The following is a 19,761-nucleotide window of genomic DNA, read 5'->3' as shown; positions in this document are numbered from 1 at the left end:
CGGGGGCAACCTGTTGACGCCTCCCCCGCCCCCGGCCTACCTTCCTCCCATCGATAGGAAAGTTTCCTAACAGTGATCGCAGCGGTGATCCTTCGGTGGACTTTCCGGTAATCACACTGGGAAGCTGGTCAGCCGAGAGGCAGGTGTCGACAGTCATGGCAGCAACATCCGGTACCCCGGGCACCCCGCGCGTGCTGCGCGCCATGAACGACCGCGCCGCGCTCGACCTCCTGCTGGAGCACGGCCCGCTCTCCCGCACCCGGATCGGCAAGCTGACGGGACTCTCGAAGCCGACCGCCTCCCAGCTGCTCGCCCGGCTGGAGGCGGCAGGGCTCGTCGTCGTCACCGGGACGAGCGAAGGGCGCCCCGGGCCGAACGCGCAGCTGTACGCGGTGAATCCTTCCGCCGCGTACGCCGCCGGGCTCGACGTGACTCCCGAGCGGATCCTCGCCGCCGTCGCCGACGTGACGGGAAGGACGGTGGGCGAGTACGAACTGCCCACCCCCGGCAGGCGCGCCGCCCACACCGTCGTACGGCAGGTCACCGACGCCCTCGACGGCGCGGTGAAGGCGGCGGGGCTGGTCCGGGCCGACGTCCAGCGGCTCGTCATCGGCACCCCCGGCGCCTTCGACCCGAACACGGGCCGGCTGCGCTACGCCTCCCACCTGCCCGGCTGGCACTCCCCCGCCCTGCTCGACGAGCTCGCGGCGGCGCTGCCGATGCCCGTCGAGTACGAGAACGACGTCAACCTCGCCGCGGTCGCCGAACAGCGGCTCGGCGCCGCCCGGGGCCACGACGACTTCGTCCTGCTGTGGAACGAGGGAGGCCTGGGCGCCGCCCTCGTGCTCGGCGGACGGCTGCACCGCGGCTGGACCGGCGGCGCGGGCGAGGTCGGCTTCCTGCCCGTCCCCGGCGCGCCCCTCGTCCGGCACGTCACCAAGGCCAACAGCGGTGGTTATCAGGAACTGGCCGGTTCCCAGGCCATCCCGAAACTCGCCCGCGAACTCGGCATCAAGCCCATCCCCACCGGCCCGTACAGCGAGGTCGCCGCCGCCCTCGTCGAACAGGCCGCGGACATCGACACGGGCCCGCACCGGGAACTCCTCAAGACGTACGCGACCGGTCTCGCCACCGGTCTCGCCTCGCTCGTCTCCGTCCTCGACCCCGAACTCGTCGTCCTCAGCGGCGCCTCGCTCAGCAGGGGCGGCGAACCCCTGCGCGCGCTGGTGCAGGCCGAGCTGGAGGAGCTGGCCGCGTCCCGGCCGCGGCTCGTCGTCGGCGACGTACACGAACAGCCCGTGCTGCGCGGCGCGTTGGAGAGCGCGCTCGCCGCCACCCGCGACGAGGTCTTCGACACCTCCGCCCACTGACCAGCCCCGACCGGCCCGACGAAGGGCCACTGAACCACTGAACACCCTCTTACCGGCTCCGCCCCCTTCCCCCGTCCAGCCCGCCCTGCTCATAGGGAGACCCCGTCATGCCCGGAATGCCCCGTAAAGCGGTGCTCGCCGCCGCGTCGATAGTCCTCCTCGCCACCGGCGGTACCGGCTGTACCGGCTCGTCCGGTTCCGGTGCCACGGACGACCCGAACGCGAAGACCACGATCACGTTCTGGCACGGGTGGAGCGCGCCCGCCGAGGTGAAGGCGATCCAGGAGAACATCGCCCGCTTCGAGAAGGCGCACCCCAACATCAAGGTGAAGGTCGTCGGCAACATCAACGACGACAAGCTCAACCAGGCGCTGCGCGCGGGCGGTTCGAACGGGCCCGACGTCGTCTCCTCGTTCACCACGTCCAACGTGGGCAAGTTCTGCTCGTCCGGCGCCTTCGCCGACCTCAAGCCGTTCATCGAGAAGTCGAAGCTCGACCTGGACGCGATCATCCCGAAGCCGATGCTGGAGTACACCCAGTTCGAGGGCACCCGGTGCGCGCTGCCGCTGCTCGGTGACGCGTACGGCCTCTACTACAACAAGGACGCCTTCGAGGCGGCCGGCATCAAGTCGCCCCCGAAGACCTGGACCGAGTTCGCGAAGGACGCGAAGAAGCTCACAAAGGCCAAGGGCGACTCGTACGAACAGCTCGGCTTCATGCCGAACTTCCACGGCTACGAGACCGTGGTGGACCACTACATGTCGCAGTGGGACCACTCCTACTTCGACGACAGCGCCAAGTCGAACATCGCCGACGACCCGGCCTTCGCGGAGATGTTCACGTACCAGAAGAAGCTCGTCGACGATCTCGGCGGCTTCCAGAAGCTGGAGAAGTACCGCAACACGTTCGGCGACGAGTGGGGCGCCAAGCACCCCTTCCAGACCGGCCAGGTGGCGATGCAGCTCGACGGCGAGTGGCGGCTGGGGATGGCGAAGGACGCGGGGGTGACGTTCGAGATCGGGACCGCCCCCATGCCCGTCGCCGACGACGAGGTGGACGAGTACGGCAAGGGGTTCCTGTCCGGCACGATCATGGGCATCGCGCCGCAGAGCAAGAAGCAGAACGCGGCTTGGGAACTGATGAAGTACATGACGACCGACACCGAGGCCGTCGTGTCGTTCGCCAACGCCATCCACAACGTGCCGTCCACGTTCGACGCGCTCAAGTCGCCCGACCTGAAGGTCGAGGACGGCTTCAAGACCTTCGTGGACATCGCCCAGCACCCGCAGTCGAACACCCCGCCGGCGTCCGTCAACGGCTCGACGTACCAGACGACACTCCAGGACTTCGGCTACCAGTACGAGTCCGGCAAGGTGAAGGATCTGAAGGCCGGTCTGAAGAAGACCGCCGACCAGATCGACCGTGACATCGAGCAGGCGAAGTAGCGCCCGATGTCCACGCTCCCCGCCTCCGCGACCTCACCCACCCTGCGGACGAAACGCAGGAAACAGGCTCTGCGCACGGCCGCCTTCATGTCGCCGTGGCTGATCGGCTTCAGCGTCTTCTTCGCCTACCCGCTGATCTCGACCGTGTACTTCTCCTTCATGAAGTACGACGGCTTCGGCGTCCCGGAGTTCCGGGGGCTGGAGAACTGGAGTTACGTCTTCAACGACTACCCCATGTTCTGGCCGGCGCTGCGCAACACCCTGTGGCTGGTGCTCGTCATGGTCACCTTCCGGGTCGTCTTCGGCCTGGGCATCGGCCTGCTGATCACGAAGATCAAGACCGGTACGGGTGTCTTCCGCACGCTGTTCTACCTGCCCTACCTCGCGCCGCCGGTCGCCGCCACGCTGGCCTTCGTGTTCCTGCTCAACCCGGGTACGGGACCGGTGAACTCGGTCCTCGGCGACCTCGGTCTGCCGACGCCCGGCTGGTTCACGGACGCCGCCTGGTCCAAGCCCGCGCTCACCATGCTGGCCCTGTGGGGCGTCGGCGACCTGATGGTCATCTTCATGGCCGCGCTGCTCGACGTACCGAAGGAGCAGTACGAGGCCGCCGAGCTGGACGGCGCGTCGGCCTGGCAGCGGTTCCGGTTCGTGACGCTGCCGAACATCTCGCCGATCGTGATGTTCGCCGTGGTCACGGGCGTCATCCAGACGATGCAGTACTACACGCAGCCGCTGGTCGCCGGGAAGGTCGCCTCCGGGATCATCGGCGGCTCGGGCCAGCAGTTCGAACCGGGGTACCCCGACAAGTCGACGCTCACCCTGCCGCAGCTCGTCTACAACCTCGGCTTCCAGCGGTTCGACTACGGCTCCGCGTGCGTGGTCGCGCTGGTGCTGTTCGCGCTGTCCATGGCGTTCACCGCGTTCCTGATGCGGCGCCGCGGCGGACTCATCCAGGCAGGTGACTGACCATGACCCAGACGACTGAAGCCCACGTACCGCTCACGACGGCGGAGTCGGGGCCCGAGTCCCCGAAGCCGCCCGTCACCCCCGCCGAGCGCACCGCCCGGCGCAAGGCGCTCCTGGAGTGGATCGCCGTGCACGCGCTCGGCGTCGCCGCCGCGCTGTTCTTCGTGCTGCCCTTCGTGTTCGTCGTCCTGACCTCGCTGATGAGCGACGACCAGACGCTCACCAGGGACCTCGTCCCGGACACCTGGGAGTGGGGCAACTACACCAAGGTCTTCGACACCCCCGGCTTCCTCACCTGGTGGAAGAACACCCTCCTGTACGCGGGCGCCGGCACCGCGCTGACGGTCGCGTCCTCGATCCCGGTGGCGTACGCGCTCGCCAAGTTCCGCTTCCGTGGCCGGAACCTGTCGCTGATGCTGGTCATCTCGATGATGATGCTGCCGCCGCAGGTCATCATCATCCCGATGTACCTGTTCTGGGCGAAGCAGCTGGATCTGTCGGGCACGCTGTGGCCGCTGATCATCCCGATGGCGTTCGGCGACGCGTTCTCCATCTTCCTGCTGCGGCAGTTCCTGATGACGATCCCGAACGAGTACATCGACGCGGCGAAGGTCGACGGGTGCGGGGACCTGAAGACCCTGCTGAAGGTGGTACTGCCGATGGCCAAACCGGGTATCGCGGCCGTCGCGCTCTTCCAGTTCTTCTACGCCTGGAACGACTACTTCGGACCGCAGATCTACGCGTCCGAGAACCCCGGCGCCTGGACCCTGAGCTACGGCCTGGAGTCCTTCAAGGGCGCGCACCACACCGACTGGAATCTGACGATGGCCGCGACCGTCCTGGTCATGGCACCCGTGATCCTTGTGTTCTTCTTCGCACAGAAGGCGTTCGTCGAAGGCGTCACGCTCACCGGAGTGAAGGGCTGAGAATGAAACTCGCAGTAGTGGGCGGGGGCTCCACCTACACCCCTGAACTCATCGACGGCTTCGCGCGGTTGCGCGACACCCTGCCCGTGGAGGAACTGGTCCTCGTCGACCCGGCGCTCGACCGCCTCGAACTCGTCGGCGGGCTGGCCCGGCGCATCTTCGCCAGGCAGGGGCACCCCGGGCGGATCACCACGACCGACGATCTCGACGCGGGTGTCGAGGGCGCCGACGCCGTGCTGCTCCAGCTCCGCGTGGGCGGCCAGGCCGCCCGCAACGAGGACGAGACCTGGCCGCTGGAGTGCGGCTGCGTCGGCCAGGAGACCACCGGCGCGGGCGGCCTCGCCAAGGCGCTGCGCACGGTCCCGGTGGTGCTGGACATCGCCGAGCGCGTCCGGCGCGCCAACCCGGACGCCTGGATCATCGACTTCACCAACCCCGTCGGCATCGTGACCCGCGCCCTCCTCCAGGCCGGTCACAAAGCGGTCGGACTGTGCAACGTGGCGATCGGGTTCCAGCGGAAGTTCGCCACGATGCTGGGGGTCGCTCCCACCGATGTGCATCTGGACCATGTGGGCCTCAACCACCTCACCTGGGAAACCCATGTGCGCCTCGGCGGCCCGGAGGGCGAGAACGTCCTCCCGAAGCTGCTCGCCGAGCACGGCGACACCATCGCCGGCGACCTGCGCCTGCCGAGCGGCGTCCTCGACCGCCTGGGAGTCGTCCCGTCCTACTACCTGCGCTACTTCTACGCGCACGACGAGGTCGTACGGGAGCTGGGTACGAAGCCGTCGCGGGCCGCGGAAGTCGCGGAGATGGAGCGGGAGTTGCTGACGATGTACGGCGACCCCGCGCTCGACGAGAAGCCGGCGCTGCTGGGCAAGCGGGGCGGGGCCTTCTACTCGGAGGCCGCCGTCGACCTCGCCGCGTCCCTGCTGGGCGCGGGCGGCAGCCCGTACCAGGTGGTGAACACCTGCAACCGGGGGACGCTGCCGTTCCTGCCCGACGACGCGGTGATCGAGGTGCAGGCGGCGGTCGGGCACTCGGGGGCCGCCCCGCTGCCCGTGGCACCGGTGGACCCGCTGTTCGCGGGGCTGATGGCGAACGTGACCGCGTACGAGGACCTGGCCCTGGAGGCCGCCCTGCGCGGGGGCCGCGAGCGGGTGTTCCGGGCCCTGCTCGCCCATCCCCTGGTCGGCCAGTACGCACTCGCCGACGGCCTCACCGACCGGCTGATCGCGCACAACCGGGAGCACCTCGCGTGGGCATGAGCGCGTCCCACACGGGGCCCGAAGACACCGACCCCGCCGCCCATATGGAGGCCGAACACACCGTCCTCGCCGTGGACGCGGGGAACAGCAAGACCGACGTCGCGGTGGTGGCGGGCGACGGGAGCGTGCTCGGCACGGCGCGCGGCGGCGGGTTCCGGCCTCCCGTCGTCGGCGTCCGGGAGGCGGTGGACACGCTCGCCGACGCCGTCGGCCGGGCCTTCGCCGCCGCGGGCGTCAGCGCGGTCGGCCATGTCTCCGCGTGTCTCGCCAACGCCGATCTGCCCGTGGAGGAGGAGCAGTTGGCCGCCGCGCTGCACGCGCGCGCGTGGGGGGCGACCGTGGACGTCCGCAACGACACCTTCGCGATACTGCGCGCCGGTGTCGAGGAGCCGCGGGGCGTCGCCGTGGTGTGCGGCGCGGGCATCAACTGCGTGGGCATGCGGCCCGACGGCCGGGTCGCCCGCTTCCCCGCCCTCGGCCGGGTCTCCGGCGACTGGGGCGGCGGCTGGGGCCTCGCCGAGGAGGCACTGTGGCACGCGGCGCGCGCCGAGGACGGCCGGGGCGCCCCGACCGAACTGGCCCGCGCCCTGCCCGCGCACTTCGGCCTGGGCACGATGTACGCGCTGATCGAGGCCCTGCACCTGGGCCGCGTCGAGGACGCGCGGCGCCACGAGCTGACGCCGGTCCTGTTCGCCACGGCCGCGGACGGCGACCCGGTCGCCCGCGCCCTCGTCGACCGGCTGGCGGACGAGGTGGTGGCCATGGCGGTCGTCGCCCTGACCCGCCTCGACCTGCTGGGCGAGGAGGCGCCGGTCCTGCTCGGCGGCGGCGTGCTGGCCGCCCGCCACCCCCAACTCGACGACCGCGTACGGGAGCTGCTGGCCGAGCGGGCCCCCAAGGCCGTACCCCGGGTCGTCACCGTCCGCCCGGTCCTCGGGGCCGCACTCCTCGGCCTCGACCACCAGGGCGCCCCGGCCCGGGCGCACGCCCGCGTGAGGGAGTTTTACGAGAGGGTCTGAGCACGCCGGGAACCGAACTGTTCGGGTTGGCGTATTCATGAACAGGGGGTGCGGGATCTTCGCCGGGCCGCAATCCGACCAAGATCGCGTCAAGCCCTGTTCGGATGTCGGTCCCGGCGGCGATACTTGCGGCCGAGCGTCTCTTCCCGTGCGCCTCGGCGCCGGGCGGAGGTGACCGGCGACGACCATGGGGGAGGTCAGGTGACACACCAGCAGCACAGCACCGCGGCGCCACCGCAGGGGCGGGCGGGCGCGTCGCCTGCGGTCCCGCCGCAGGCCACGCCGCCGGGGTCGCAGGGCCGGCCGGGCGCGCCCGACGCCGGGCCCCCGCGGCGCACGGCGTGGGCGGAGGGCGTCGACCGGCTGCGGGCCGGGGCGACCACCGAGCCGGGGCGGCTGCGCATCATCGGCGCGGTCCTCGCCGTCCTGGTCGTCGCGTTCGGCGCGCTCACCGCCTGGGAGATGACGGACCGTTCCGCCGCCGCCGACGACGTGCTGCACAGCAGCCAGCCGCTGAGCGCCGACGCGGCCGACATCTACCGCTCCCTCGCCGCCGCCAACACGGCGGCGTCGAGCGGCTTCCTCGCGGGTGGCCAGGAGACGAAGAGGTCCCGCGACGACTACGAGCGCAACATCGGCCAGGCCGCCGACAAACTGGTGACGGCGGCGGCCAACTCCCAGCCCGGCTCCACCTCGGCGAAGACCATCACCGAGCTGAACACGATGCTTCCCGTGTACAAGGGCCTGGTCGAGCGGGCCCGCGCCAACAACCGGCAGGGCTACCCCCTCGGCGGCGCCTACCTGCGGTACGCGAACGCGAAGATGCAGACGATGCTCGAAGACGCCGAGCAGCTCTACACGGTGGAGAACCAGCGGCTGCGCTCCGACTACGACGACGCGACGCCCTATCCGTGGATCGCGATCGGCGCCGGTGTCGTGGCCGTCGGCGGTCTCGTGTGGGCGCAGCGGCGCAACTACCGCCGGACCAACCGCGTGCTGAACCACGGCCTGGTCGCCGCCACGGCCGCCACCACGGTCGTCCTGCTCTGGCTGGTCGTCGGCCACACCGTCGCCCGCGCCGGGCTGAACGATTCGTACGACCACGGTGTGCGCTCGCTGACCACGCTGAACGACGCCCGGCTCGCCTCGCTCAAGGCCCGCAGCAACGAGAACCTCACGCTGGTCTCCCGCGGCGCGGAGACCAAGGACGTGGTCACCGAGGCCGGGACCGAGACGGTCGACACGTTCGACTACGACTTCGAGAAGCAGATGAAGGACCTCACCGCGAAACTGGCCGCCGCCGAGGACCTCGCCGACGACGCCGCGGGCGTGAAGCCGGTCGAGGCCGCGACGGGCAACATGAAGGTCTGGAAGCAGCGGCACGCGGAGGCCCGCGAGAAGGACCAGCTGGGCGACTACCAGGGCGCGCTGGCCCGGATCATCGGCTCGAAGGCCGACAAGCCGACGGGCGAGTGCTTCGACAGCGTGGACACGAACCTGGCGGCAGCGCTCACGCACGAGCGCGCCGAGTTCGAGCAGGCGGCCGGTGACGGCCGGGGCGCGATGAACGGCCTCGTGGTGGGCGCCGCGGTGCTCGCCGTGCTGGCCGCGGCCGGCGCGGTGCTGGGCATCGGGCGCAGGCTGTCGGAGTACCGGTGAGAGGGGGCATGACGATGAACGCGCGACGTCTGCGGGCCAGCCTGAGGGGCTGGGGCGGTGTGGCGGCCATGGCGGTCGTCTGTGCCCTGGCGGTGGTCTTCGCACTGCTGCTGCCGGTGACCCAGTCACGCGGGGACGACGCCGAGGACCTCGCCGCGCCGGGCACGGCCAGGGGCGACCAGGTCAGGGCTCCGGAGAAGTGCCCCGACCCCGAGAAGCAGAGCCTGTCGCCGTCCTCGGGCGACCAGAACGGCAAGACGGTCCAGAAGATCAAGGAGCGCGGCTACCTGATCGTCGGCGTCGACCAGAACAGCTACCGCTTCGGCTACCGCGACCCGAACAGCGAGTCGGACAATGCCGAGCTGGAGGGCTTCGACATCGACCTCGCGCACGAGATCGCGAACAAGATCGTCGGAGACAAGCCGAACAACATCCGCTTCCGGGCCATCCCCACCGATCAGCGCATCCCGGCGATCCAGGACGAAAAGGTCGACATGGTGGTACGCACCATGACGATCAACTGCAAGCGGCTGGAACAGGTCGCCTTCTCCTCGCCGTACTTCGAGACCGGCCAGCAGGTGCTCGCCCCGAAGAAGTCGGACATCACCGGACTCGACAAGTCCCTGGCGGGCAAACGGATCTGCACGGCGAAGGGCTCGACCGCCTTCGACGCACTGGACGCGGCCGACGGGGACGGCACCCTCCCGGCGTCCGCCAAGTTCAGGGACCGCACCGTGCCGAACCAACTCGACTGTCTGGTACGGCTGCAGCTCGGTGAGGCGGACGCCGTGGTGACCGACGGGGCGCTCGCCGCGAGCCAGGCCGCACAGGACCCGACGGTCGGTCTCAAGGGCAAGCCGTTCACGGACGAGTTCTACGGCGTGGCGATGAAGAAGGGCACCGACGACCTGGTGCGCCGGGTCAACCAGATCCTCGTGGACTACCGCAAGGACGGGTGGCAGACGTCGTACGACAAGTGGCTCGCCGAGAGCCTCGGTGAGTCGTCCGGGCCACCCCCGGTCCAGTACAAATGACCATGACACTCCCGTAGTTCCACGGATGACGCGGATGATTTCGCACCGGGACGACGAGACGAGCGGCGCGGGACGAGCGGTACAGGACAGACCAGCGCGGGCAACAGGAAACGAGGGGTGATCGATGGGCGTCGCGGGACCATCCGGGCCGGTACTGGACCGGGACGAGGTGGACCGTGCGCTGGCGCGGCTCGGCGCGGAGCACGAGGCCATCGAGACCTCGCTCCTCGCCCTCCAGGACCACGCGGGCCGCAGACTCCTCGAAGGCGCCGAGCTGACGGGCACCACCAAGGAGCGCTGGGGCACCGCCGAGGCGTCGATCACCCTGCTCTGGTCCTACTTCGACGCGTACGCCGACGCGCTGCGCTCCGCCCGCGAGATCCGCTCCCGCAGACGCTGGTCCAGCCGCGACGACCTCGTGGAACTGACGGAACTGCTGCGCGGCGAGAGCGTCACGGTGGCCGGCAGCGCCTCCGCGACGGCCGCCGCGCCCACGATGGCGGGCACGGGCCGACTGAGCGAACGCTTCACCCTCGCCGAACTGGTCGAGCGGATGAACGAGTTGTACGCGACCTCGCTGGACATGGTCGTCACGGCCGACGCCGTCTGGTCGGCCCTGCCCGCGCGGATAGATTTACTGGCCGCCGAGCTGCAGCGCACCCGCAGGCTCGCGCACTCCGTGGGCGTACGGCCCGGTGAGCACCCCTCGGGCGACGACCTGGAGCGGATCACCCGCACCCTGACGTCGTTGCGCGAGCAGGTGGTGTCCGACCCGCTGGCCTTCTGGGCCCCCGCGCAGGGGAGTTCGGCGCCGGGCGGCGGTCGTCCCGACACCACGCGCTACGACCGCGAGGCGCGCGCCCTGGAAGAGGTGCGCCGCGAGATCGACGCCGTGCTCACCGTGCGGCAGGACGCGGAGGCACGGCTGGTGCGGCTGCGGGACGTGCTGAGCCGCGCGGACCGCACGCTGGCCGAGGCGAGGAGCGCGCGCGGCGAGGTGCTGGCGAAGATCGCCGCCTCCGAGGTGCCCGCGGTGAGCGGCCCGCCGACCGCGCTGCAGGAACAGCTGGCCATGGCCTCCGAGTACCGCAGGCACGCGCAGTGGCACCGCCTGTCGCCCCTGCTGGAGTCCCTGGAGGAGAAGGCCGAGGACGAACTGCTGCGCGCCCGCGAGTCGTTGACCGCGGTCACCGCGCCGCTCGCGGTCCGCGCGGAGCTGCGCGGCCGGCTCGACGCGTACAAGGCGAAGGTCGCCCGGCTCGGCTTCGCCGAGGATCCGCTGCTGGTGGAGCGGTACGACGCGGCGCGCCGCATGCTGTGGAGTGCGCCCTGCGACTTGCGCGTGGCGGAACAGGCGGTGCTGCGCTACCAGCAGGCAGCCGCCGAAGTACTGGTGCCGAGGGTCCCCGGGGACGGCGGGCCACAGGACCGGAGGGGGGAGTCATGAGTCAGCCGAACGAAAGCCGGCCGAGTCAGGAGAGTCAGCAGAAACAGTGTCAGCGGCCCGGCTGCCCCGGCTCGTACGAGGACATGGGCGGCGGCGAGCTGTACTGCGACACCTGCGGTCTGGCGCCGGTCGTCTCGTCGACCGGTATGGTGGGTTCGCCGCCGACCGGGATCACGGCGGGCGGCAGGGGCTCCCGCGGTTCGGGCAGCGGGAGTTCACGCTCCGGCTCCCGTGCGTCCGCCCGCTCCACGTCACGTTCCGCGCAGTCCCGGCGTTCGGTGTCGGGCCGCCTCTCGCGGGCCGTCTCGGGGCGGTCGACGGGCCGTTCGGTGTCGGTGCGCAGCTCCGGTTCGGCGGCCGGGTCCTCCAGCCGCGGCCGGCTCGGCGTCGGCCTCGTACAGGTGCCGGACGTGCCGCGGCCCGATCCGCGCGCGATGGTGCAGGAGAACCCCGAGGTTCCGGAGCGGAAGCGATTCTGCTCGCGGTCCGACTGCGGGGCGCCGGTGGGGCGTTCGCGCGGGGAGCGGTCCGGCCGTACGGAGGGTTTCTGCACCAAGTGCGGCCACCCGTATTCGTTCGTGCCGAAGCTGCAGACCGGCGACATCGTGCACGGCCAGTACGAGGTCATGGGCTGTCTGGCGCACGGCGGGCTCGGCTGGGTCTATCTCGCCGTGGACCGGGCGGTGTCCGACCGCTGGGTGGTCCTCAAGGGCCTCCTCGACACGGGCGACCAGGACGCCATGGCCGCCGCGATCTCCGAGCGCCGCTTCCTCGCCGAGATCGAGCACTCGAACATCGTGCGGATCTACAACTTCGTGGAGCACCTAGACCAGCGCACCGGCTCCCTCGACGGCTACATCGTCATGGAGTACGTCGGCGGAAAGTCCCTCAAGGAGATCGCCAACGACCGCCGCACCGCGACCGGCAAGCGTGACCCGCTGCCGGTGGAGCAGGCCTGCGCGTACGGCATCGAGGCGCTGGAGGCGCTCGGCCATCTGCACAGCCGCAACCTCCTGTACTGCGACTTCAAGGTCGACAACGCGATACAGACCGAGGACCAGCTCAAGCTGATCGACATGGGCGCGGTGCGCAGGATGGACGACGACGAGTCGGCCATCTACGGCACGGTCGGCTACCAGGCCCCGGAGGTCGCCGACGTCGGCCCCTCGGTCGCCTCCGACCTGTACACGGTCGCCCGCACCCTGGCCGTGATGACCTTCGACTTCCAGGGCTACACGAACGTGTTCGTGGACTCCCTGCCCGACCCCGACAACATCGAGGTCTTCCGCACCTACGAGTCGTTCTACCGGCTGCTCGTCCGGGCCACCGACCCCGACCCGGCCCGCAGGTTCGCCTCCGCGCAGGAGATGGCCGAGCAGCTCACGGGCGTGCTGCGCGAGGTCGTCTCCATGCAGACGGGCCGGGCGCGGCCCGCGCTGTCCACCCTGTTCGGACCCGAACTGAAGGTCACGGACACGGAGTTGTTCGGCAAGCTGAGCGGCGACGTGTCGCGGCTGGGCGTACGGGTGGAGCCCGTACGGGAGAAGCGGGGAAGGCGGGGGAGGAAGGGCGCGCCGGCCGTGACGGCCGGGGCGAACGGATCACCGCGGCTGCCTGCCGGAGCGTACGGATCACCGGCTCCGACGGCCGGAACGAACGGTTCGCCGCAGCTGACGGCGGGAGCGAACGGCTCACCCGGGACGCGGACGGGGGCAGGTACGGGGGCGGGGGCAGGTGCAGGTACGGGTGCGGGGGCAAACGGTTCCCCTCTTCTGGCGCCCGCTCCGGCCTCCCTCGTGAAACCGCTCAACACCTCGGCCGCCTCGCTCGCGCTCCCGGTCCCCCATGTCGACCCCGGCGATCCGAACGCGGGCTTCCTGGCCGGCCTCATGACGTCCGCGCCCGGGGAGCTGATCAGCGCCCTGCGGTCGGCGCCCGCCGGCTCCCCCGAGCTGCGGCTGCGCGAGCTGCGGGCCCGCCTGGAGCTGGGCGAGCTCGACCAGGCGACCAGGGCGCTCGAAACGCTGGAGAGCGACCACCCCGACGACTGGCGGGTCGTCTGGTACCGGGGCGTCGCCGCGCTCGCGGCCGGCGACCACGAGGTGGCGGCGGTGTCCTTCGACGCGATCTACGACGCGTTCCCGGGTGAGCCCGCGCCCAAGCTGGCCCTCGGCCTGTGCGCGGAGGTCCTCGGACAGCTGGACAACGCCGCCGAGTACTACCGGCTGGTGTGGACGACCGACCCGAGCTATGTCAGCGCCGCGTTCGGCCTGGCGCGCGTCCAGCTCGCGGCGGGCGACCGCACCGGCGCCGTACGGACGCTGGAGTCGGTGCCGGAGTCCTCGATCCACTACACGGCGGCCCGGGTCGCCGCGGTCCGGGCGCGGCTGCGGCAGCGCCTGGCCGAGGCCGCTCCGCGCCCGCCGGGAGCACCGGGCGCTCCAATCGGGGCTCCAGGGGCCCCGGTGACTCCTGGGACTTCTGAGGGCCCTGTGGCGCCGTTCCTGGACGACCTGACCTCGGCCGCGGCCCAGGTCGAGGCACTGGACGGGTACGGCCTGGACGCGGTGCGCCGCGAGCAGTTGTCCACAGAGGTCCTTGGCTGCGCCCTGGACTGGGTACTCTCCGGTATCCAGGGTTCCGCCCCGTCGAACACGGGTGCGCGGACCGTACTGCTCGGCAGTGACCTGGACGAGCGGGGCCTGCGCTTCGGACTGGAGCGTTCGTACCGGACCTTGGCCCGGCTCGCCCAGGGTGGCGAGGAGAGGATCGATCTGGTGGAGCGCGCCAACCGCTACCGCCCCCGGACGTGGGTGTAATTCATGTCGCAGATGCCCCAACTGGCCGCCTGCCCCAGCTGTGAGGAACCGCTGGAGTCGGGAGACCGCTTCTGCGGTGCGTGCGGCTACGACCTGTCGGCCGTGCCCGCGCCGCCGGACGACCGTCCCACGATCACCATGAACGGCTCGGCGCCACGGCCGCCCTCAGCCGTGGCCGGGGTGGCCCCCGCGGCGCCCGTGGCCCCGGTGACCGCCGTGGACTGGCCCGTCGCGCCCGAGGCCGACAGCTCGGGCACACCGGCGGCCGTGGTGCTGCCGGCGGACATCGAGGGCCGCGAGTCGGGTGGCTCCGACAGCCCCGGTGTGCGCTTCGACCGCCCCGCCGGGTCGCCCGTACCACCGCACGCGCAGTCGTCCGCCCTGCCACCGGAACGGTCGCAGCCCCCCTCGCCCGCCCAGCCGCATGCGCGACCGCAGTCGCAGGCCCAGGGACGAGGGCAGGGGCATGACCAGCCGCCGGCCCGCGCCGCGGCCGAGCCGGACGAGTACCCGCTCGCCGCCCCGCTGCCTCCCGAGATCCCGGCGGACGAGATGCCGACCGTCGAGGTGCCCACGATCGAGGCGTCGCCCGCCGACCCGCGGACGGCCGACCTCGTGACGCCCGCCGCCGGTCTGAAGGTCTGCGTGGCGTGCCGCGCGGGCCAGGTCGACCGGGACGGCTACTGCGAGAACTGCGGCCACGCGCAGCCGCGCGAACGCGACCACATGGAGCAGGAGCTGGACGCGGTCGCCGCGGTCAGCGACCGCGGGCTGCGCCACCACCGCAACGAGGACGCGTTCACCGTGTCCGCGACCGCGCTGCCCGACGGTTCGCCCGCGGTCGTCGCGATCGTCTGCGACGGCGTCTCCTCGGCGACCCGCCCCGACGAGGCCTCCCTGGCCGCCTCCCGCACCGCGAACGAGTCGCTGCTCGCCGCCCTGCCCTGCGGCACGCACCCGCAGCAGGCCATGCACGACGCGATCCTCGCCGCCGCCGAGGCGGTCAACTCCCTCGCGGACCCCGCCGCCCCGTCCCAGGAGCATCAGCCGCATGTGAACGCCCCGGCGTGCACGCTCGTCGGCGCCGTCGTCACCCCCACCCTGCTGGTCGTCGGCTGGGTCGGCGACAGCCGCGTCTACTGGGTGCCCGTCGACCGGTCGGCACCGCCCGCCCGGCTCACGGAGGACGACTCCTGGGCGGCCCAGATGGTCGCCGCGGGCCTGATGAGCGAGGCCGAGGCGTACGCGGACGACCGCGCCCACGCCATCACGGGCTGGCTCGGGGCGGACTCGTACGAACTGGAGCCGCACACCGCTTCCTTCAAGCCGGACCGGCCCGGTGTGGTCGTGGTGTGCACCGACGGACTGTGGAACTACGCCGAGGGCGCCGAGGAGATGGCCGAGGTCATCCCGGCCGACGCCGCCGACCGGCCGCTGCACAGCGCCCAGGTCCTGGTGGGCCACGCCCTGGACGGCGGGGGCCACGACAACGTAACAGTGGCCGTGCTTCCGTTCCCGGCACCGCAACAAGGGGCAGGATCGGCCTAAGAGGCCCAAGCGGTACGAAACGGTAGAGACGGCAGCGACGGTAGGGACGACCGGGAGAGCGCAGGGGCCTCGGCCCGGTCGGGGCCGGAGGGGACCGGTCCGCCTACCGACATCACCCACCACCTGTGGGAGTCCTGAGGGGGAGCAGAGAACGCATGGCCAATTTCTCGAAGTCGAACGTGCCGCAGTTCTCGGTGGAGGTCTACCAGAACGAGTACCTGCCGGAGGGGGGCCGCGAGGTCAACGCGATCGTGACGGTCACCTCCACCGGCGGCGGCACGGTCGGGAGTGCCGTCGCGGCACCCCATCTGTACACACCGGGAGAGAGCCCGGACGCGGCCGTGGCGATCATGGTCGACTGTTCCGGGTCCATGGACTACCCGCCGACCAAGATGCGCGGCGCCAGGGACGCGACGGCCGCCGCGATCGACGCCCTGCGGGACGGCGTGCACTTCGCGGTCATCGGCGGGACGCACGTGGCCAAGGAGGTCTACCCGGGCAACGGTGAACTGGCCGTCGCCGACGCCCGGACCCGTGAGCAGGCCAAGCAGTCGCTGCGCAAGCTCAGCGCGGGCGGCGGGACCGCGATCGGCACCTGGCTGAAGCTGGCCGACCGGCTGCTGTCCTCGGCGGACGTCACCATCCGGCACGGCATCGTGCTCACCGACGGCCGCAACGAACACGAGTCGCCCGAGGACCTCAAGGCCGCCCTGGACGCCTGCGCCGGCCGTTTCACCGCGGACGCCCGGGGCGTCGGCACGGACTGGGAAGTGAAAGAAGTCACGGGGATCGCGTCCGCGCTGCTCGGCACCGCCGACATCGTGGCCGATCCGGCGGGCCTGTCCGCCGACTTCACGCAGATGATGGAGACGGCCATGGGCAAGGAGGTCGCGGACGTGGCGCTGCGGCTGTGGACCCCGGTCGGCACCTCCATCAAGTTCGTCAAGCAGGTCGCGCCGACGGTCGAGCCGCTGACCGACCGCCGTACCGAGGCGGGCCCGCGCGCCGGGGACTACCCCACGGGCTCCTGGGGCGACGAGTCCCGCGACTACCACGTGTGCGTGGAGGTGCCCGAGGCCGGCCTCGGGCAGGAGATGCTCGCCGCCCGGGTCTCCCTGGTGATCCCGCACGGCGACGGCACCGCCCAGACCCTGGGCGCACAGGGCCTCGTACGGGCCGTGTGGACCGACGACATGACGGCGTCCACGTCGATCAATCCGCAGGTCGCGCACTACACGGGTCAGGCGGAACTGGCGCAAGTCATCCAACAGGGCCTGGATGCCCGTAAAGCGGGAGATGCCGACGGGGCAACAGCCAAACTGGGCCGCGCGGTTCAGCTCGCGAGTGCCTCCGGAAACGCGGATACGGCGAAACTGCTTGCGAAGGTGGTGGACGTGGTCGATGCCGCGGCGGGTACTGTGCGATTGAAGGCGAAGGTCGCGGAGGCCGACGAGATGACTCTCGAAACACGGTCCACAAAGACTGTTCGTGTAAAGAAGTAGCGCAGCGCACACGCACTGCGCGCACAGTTGCGTAGCGAAACGCGAGCATCACGCACGCCGTTCTGCACGATTTACGGTCCCCGGTGGGCCGGACATGAGAGGGGGAAGCGCCGACATGCCGACCTGCCCGAACGGACACCAGTCGGGTTCCGACGACTGGTGCGAGGTCTGCGGTCACCGCATGGCCGGTGCCGTGCCCCCGCCACCTCCGCCGCCGCCCCCGGCGGCCGGTTATGGCTATCCCCCGCCCGGTACGCAGCCGCCGCCCGGCCAGGGCGGCCGGCCCCACCTCTCCGCGGTGCCCGACCCGGCGCCCGAGGCGGAGCTGTGCCCGCAGTGCCGCACCCCGCGCGAGGGCGGGGCGCCGTTCTGCGAGGAGTGCCGGTGGAACTTCCTGACGAACACCGCGACCTCGTACACCCCCGCCGCGCCACGTCCACCGGGGCCCGGTCCCGGCGGTCCGGGTCCCGGCGGTCCGGGTCCCGGCGGTCCGGGTCCCGGCGGTCCGGGTGCGGGTCCCGGCGGTCCGGGTGCGGGTCCCGGCGGACAGAACCCGGCGCTCCGCTTCCAGCAGCAGCCGCCTCCCGGGCCGTCAGGACCGACCCACGGCGGCTTCGACTACCAGGGTTCCCGGCCCTCCCAGATGAACCGGCCCGCGGAACCGATCCCGCCCTACGGCGAGGACCCCTCGGGCTTCCCCGGTGATCCGTCACGACCGGTACCGGCACCGCCCGGTCCCGGGGGCACCAGCCCCGGCGGCCCTGGCGGGTACGGCGGCCCCGGCCCCGGCGGGCAGGGTGGGTACGGCGGTCCGAACGGTCCCGGTGGTCCGAACGGTCCTGGCGGCCCCGGTGGTCCCGGCGGCCCCCAGGGGTTCCAGCAGCCCGGTCCTCCCGGACAGCCGGGCCGGCCCGGTCCGCCCTCGTATCAGCAGGAGACCGCGTATCCGCCGGAGACCGGGCGTCCGCAGGCGCCGGGCGGTCCGTCCTTCGGCGGCGGCGCGGACGACTGGGTGATCTCCCCGCCGGCGCCCGGCAGCCCCGGCGGCCCGCCCGCACCCGGTGGCCCCGGTGGCGGTTACGGCTACCCGCAGGCCGGCTCGACGCAGGCGCCCGCCGGGTACCAGCAACAGCCGCAACAGCCCCAGCAGTCGTCGTCGTGGAGCATCACGATCGGGCCCGACCGTGAGTACTTCATGGCGATGATGCAACGCTCCGGACCGGAGGCCGCGGGGCTGAACCTGCCCGCGTACTCGCCGGAACAGCAGCGTCCGCTCAGCGGCAACCAGATCACGATCGGCCGTCGCCGCCACTCCACGGGCGACACCCCGGACATCGATCTGTCGGTGCCGCCGGAGGACCCGGGCGTCTCGCACCAGCACGCGGTGCTCGTGCAGCAGCCGGACAGCAGCTGGGCGGTCGTCGACCAGAACTCCACCAACGGCACCACGGTCAACGGCGCCGAGGACCCCATCCAGCCGTTCGTCCCCGTCCCGCTCCTGGACGGCGACCGCGTGCACGTGGGCGCCTGGACGACGATCACGATCAGGCGGGGCTAGGCACTTCGGGCGCGGTACGGCGGCGGGTAGCGGTCACCGGACACCGGAAAGCAGTCACCGGGCGGCGGTCACGGCAGCGGCCAGGTGTACCGCCCCCCGGGGTCGTCCAGCCACGCCCACGCGCGGTCGCCGGCGACCGTGATCCCGTACCGCTCGCGCGCCGGCCAGCCCCCGTGCTCCCACAGCGCGTGCGCCTCGTCCGAGGTGAGGCCGCCCGCCGTCAGGGTCAGCAGGAAGCGCAGCAGCTCGTGCTCCCTGGCCCGGCGCGGCAGACCGGAGAGGCGCACGTCAGGGGCCTCGGGCTCGGTCCGGGTGCCGCCGCGCAGGGGCACGAAGTAGGCGGACGTGTGCAGGAAGCGGCCTTCGGCGTGCCCGGCGTCCCGTACCCGCAGGGCGATCAGGCCGGTGGCGAGCGGGGCGAGGATCCGGGCGCCGGGACGGCACTGGGCGAGCCAGGGTCGCGGGACGGTGTTCAGCGCGCAGGTGGCGACGACACGGTCGAAGGGGGCTCGCTCGGGGCAGCCGCGCGCCCCGTCGCCGGTGACGACGGCCGGTCGGCGGCCCGCGGCGGCCAGGTGCCGCCGGGCGGACTCCGTGATCTCCGGGTCCAGGTCGACCGTGGTGACCAGCTCGTCGCCCAGCCGGTACGAGAGCAGCGCCGCGTTGTAGCCGGTGCCCGCGCCGATCTCCAGGACCGCGTCACCGTCCCGTACCGCCAGCTCGGCCAGCATCTTCGCCATCAGGGACGGCTGGCTGCTGGACGACAGCAGCTCGCCGTCGCGCATGCGTGTGGCCAGCGGGGTGTCCGCGTACGCCCCGCGCAGCCACTCCTCGCGTCGGCGCGCGCTGGGGTCCTCACCCCATCTGCGCTCGTAGCCGCCCCGCGGGCCGCCCGCGCCCACGTAGTAGTACGGCACGAAGAGGTGGCGCGGGACGGCCCCGAAGGCCGCCCGCCAGACCGGGTCGGCGTCCCAGGCCCCGCTCGCGTCGATCTCGCGCACCAGCGCCGCCCGCGCCGTGGCGGCGAGGTCGTCGAGCCCGTGGTCGACCGCGTACGTGCTCATGCCTCCACTGTGCTGCGGGACGGGCCGGGAGGCGAGCGCCGGCGCCGCCCGATCCGGAACCGGCCCCTTCGATTCAGGAACCGGCCCCTACGATCCAGCCGGTTCGATCCGGCCGATTCCCCGGTGGTCCTAA

14 protein-coding genes are annotated in these 19,761 nt (G+C 71.8%); 13 read left to right on the top strand and 1 reads right to left on the bottom strand.

Annotated elements, in window-relative coordinates; all coding sequences use genetic code 11:
- Positions 1–155: 155 nt before the first annotated feature.
- From ACFVH5_RS14535 to ACFVH5_RS14475, 13 genes are all read left to right on the top strand, one after another.
- The gene (locus tag ACFVH5_RS14535) at positions 156–1,370 is read left to right on the top strand and encodes an ROK family protein (RefSeq protein ID WP_385833956.1); all 1,215 of its coding nucleotides are present in this window, start codon (positions 156–158) and stop codon (positions 1,368–1,370) included.
- A 107-nt stretch (positions 1,371–1,477) separates the two neighbouring features.
- Entirely contained in the window at positions 1,478–2,815 is a 1,338-nt protein-coding gene (locus ACFVH5_RS14530; protein ID WP_385833954.1) for an ABC transporter substrate-binding protein, read from the top strand.
- Positions 2,816–2,821: 6 nt separating this feature from the next.
- A complete protein-coding gene (locus tag ACFVH5_RS14525; RefSeq protein ID WP_385833952.1) occupies positions 2,822–3,784 on the top strand; it encodes a carbohydrate ABC transporter permease in 963 nt (320 codons plus the stop codon).
- 2 nt (positions 3,785–3,786) lie between these two features.
- A complete protein-coding gene (locus ACFVH5_RS14520; RefSeq protein WP_385833950.1) occupies positions 3,787–4,710 on the top strand; it encodes a carbohydrate ABC transporter permease in 924 nt (307 codons plus the stop codon).
- A 2-nt stretch (positions 4,711–4,712) separates the two neighbouring features.
- Positions 4,713–5,978 (top strand): 6-phospho-beta-glucosidase, encoded by a 1,266-nt coding sequence (locus ACFVH5_RS14515; protein WP_385833948.1) that lies wholly within the window; start codon positions 4,713–4,715, stop codon positions 5,976–5,978.
- 44 nt (positions 5,979–6,022) lie between these two features.
- Positions 6,023–6,997 (top strand): N-acetylglucosamine kinase, encoded by a 975-nt coding sequence (locus ACFVH5_RS14510; protein WP_385833989.1) that lies wholly within the window; start codon positions 6,023–6,025, stop codon positions 6,995–6,997.
- A gap of 201 nt (positions 6,998–7,198) precedes the next feature.
- Positions 7,199–8,656, top strand: coding sequence for a hypothetical protein (locus tag ACFVH5_RS14505; RefSeq protein WP_385833946.1), 1,458 nt, complete (start codon positions 7,199–7,201; stop codon positions 8,654–8,656).
- A 14-nt stretch (positions 8,657–8,670) separates the two neighbouring features.
- Complete coding sequence (locus tag ACFVH5_RS14500; RefSeq protein WP_385833944.1) at positions 8,671–9,690, top strand: glutamate ABC transporter substrate-binding protein; 1,020 nt, start codon at positions 8,671–8,673, stop codon at positions 9,688–9,690.
- A gap of 124 nt (positions 9,691–9,814) precedes the next feature.
- Complete coding sequence (locus tag ACFVH5_RS14495) at positions 9,815–11,137, top strand: hypothetical protein (RefSeq protein ID WP_107016184.1); 1,323 nt, start codon at positions 9,815–9,817, stop codon at positions 11,135–11,137.
- Positions 11,134–13,956 (top strand): tetratricopeptide repeat protein, encoded by a 2,823-nt coding sequence (locus tag ACFVH5_RS14490; RefSeq protein WP_385833942.1) that lies wholly within the window; start codon positions 11,134–11,136, stop codon positions 13,954–13,956. The genes ACFVH5_RS14495 and ACFVH5_RS14490 overlap by 4 nt, the downstream gene beginning before the upstream one ends.
- A gap of 3 nt (positions 13,957–13,959) precedes the next feature.
- Entirely contained in the window at positions 13,960–15,504 is a 1,545-nt protein-coding gene (locus tag ACFVH5_RS14485) for a protein phosphatase 2C domain-containing protein (RefSeq protein WP_385833940.1), read from the top strand.
- Between the two features lie 155 nt (positions 15,505–15,659).
- The gene (locus ACFVH5_RS14480; protein WP_385833939.1) at positions 15,660–17,006 is read left to right on the top strand and encodes a VWA domain-containing protein; all 1,347 of its coding nucleotides are present in this window, start codon (positions 15,660–15,662) and stop codon (positions 17,004–17,006) included.
- A gap of 115 nt (positions 17,007–17,121) precedes the next feature.
- Positions 17,122–18,564, top strand: coding sequence for an FHA domain-containing protein (locus ACFVH5_RS14475; protein WP_385833987.1), 1,443 nt, complete (start codon positions 17,122–17,124; stop codon positions 18,562–18,564).
- 68 nt (positions 18,565–18,632) lie between these two features.
- On the opposite strand, the gene ACFVH5_RS14470 is transcribed toward ACFVH5_RS14475, so the two are convergent.
- A complete protein-coding gene (locus ACFVH5_RS14470) occupies positions 18,633–19,628 on the bottom strand; it encodes a methyltransferase domain-containing protein (RefSeq protein ID WP_385833938.1) in 996 nt (331 codons plus the stop codon).
- Positions 19,629–19,761: the final 133 nt, after the last annotated feature.

It is taken from the genome of Streptomyces sp. NPDC127119 (assembly GCF_042677425.1).
Taxonomy (GTDB): domain Bacteria; phylum Actinomycetota; class Actinomycetes; order Streptomycetales; family Streptomycetaceae; genus Streptomyces.
The sequence above is the reverse complement of the archived record's forward strand: the minus strand, read 5'-3'. Positions and strand labels throughout refer to the sequence as shown.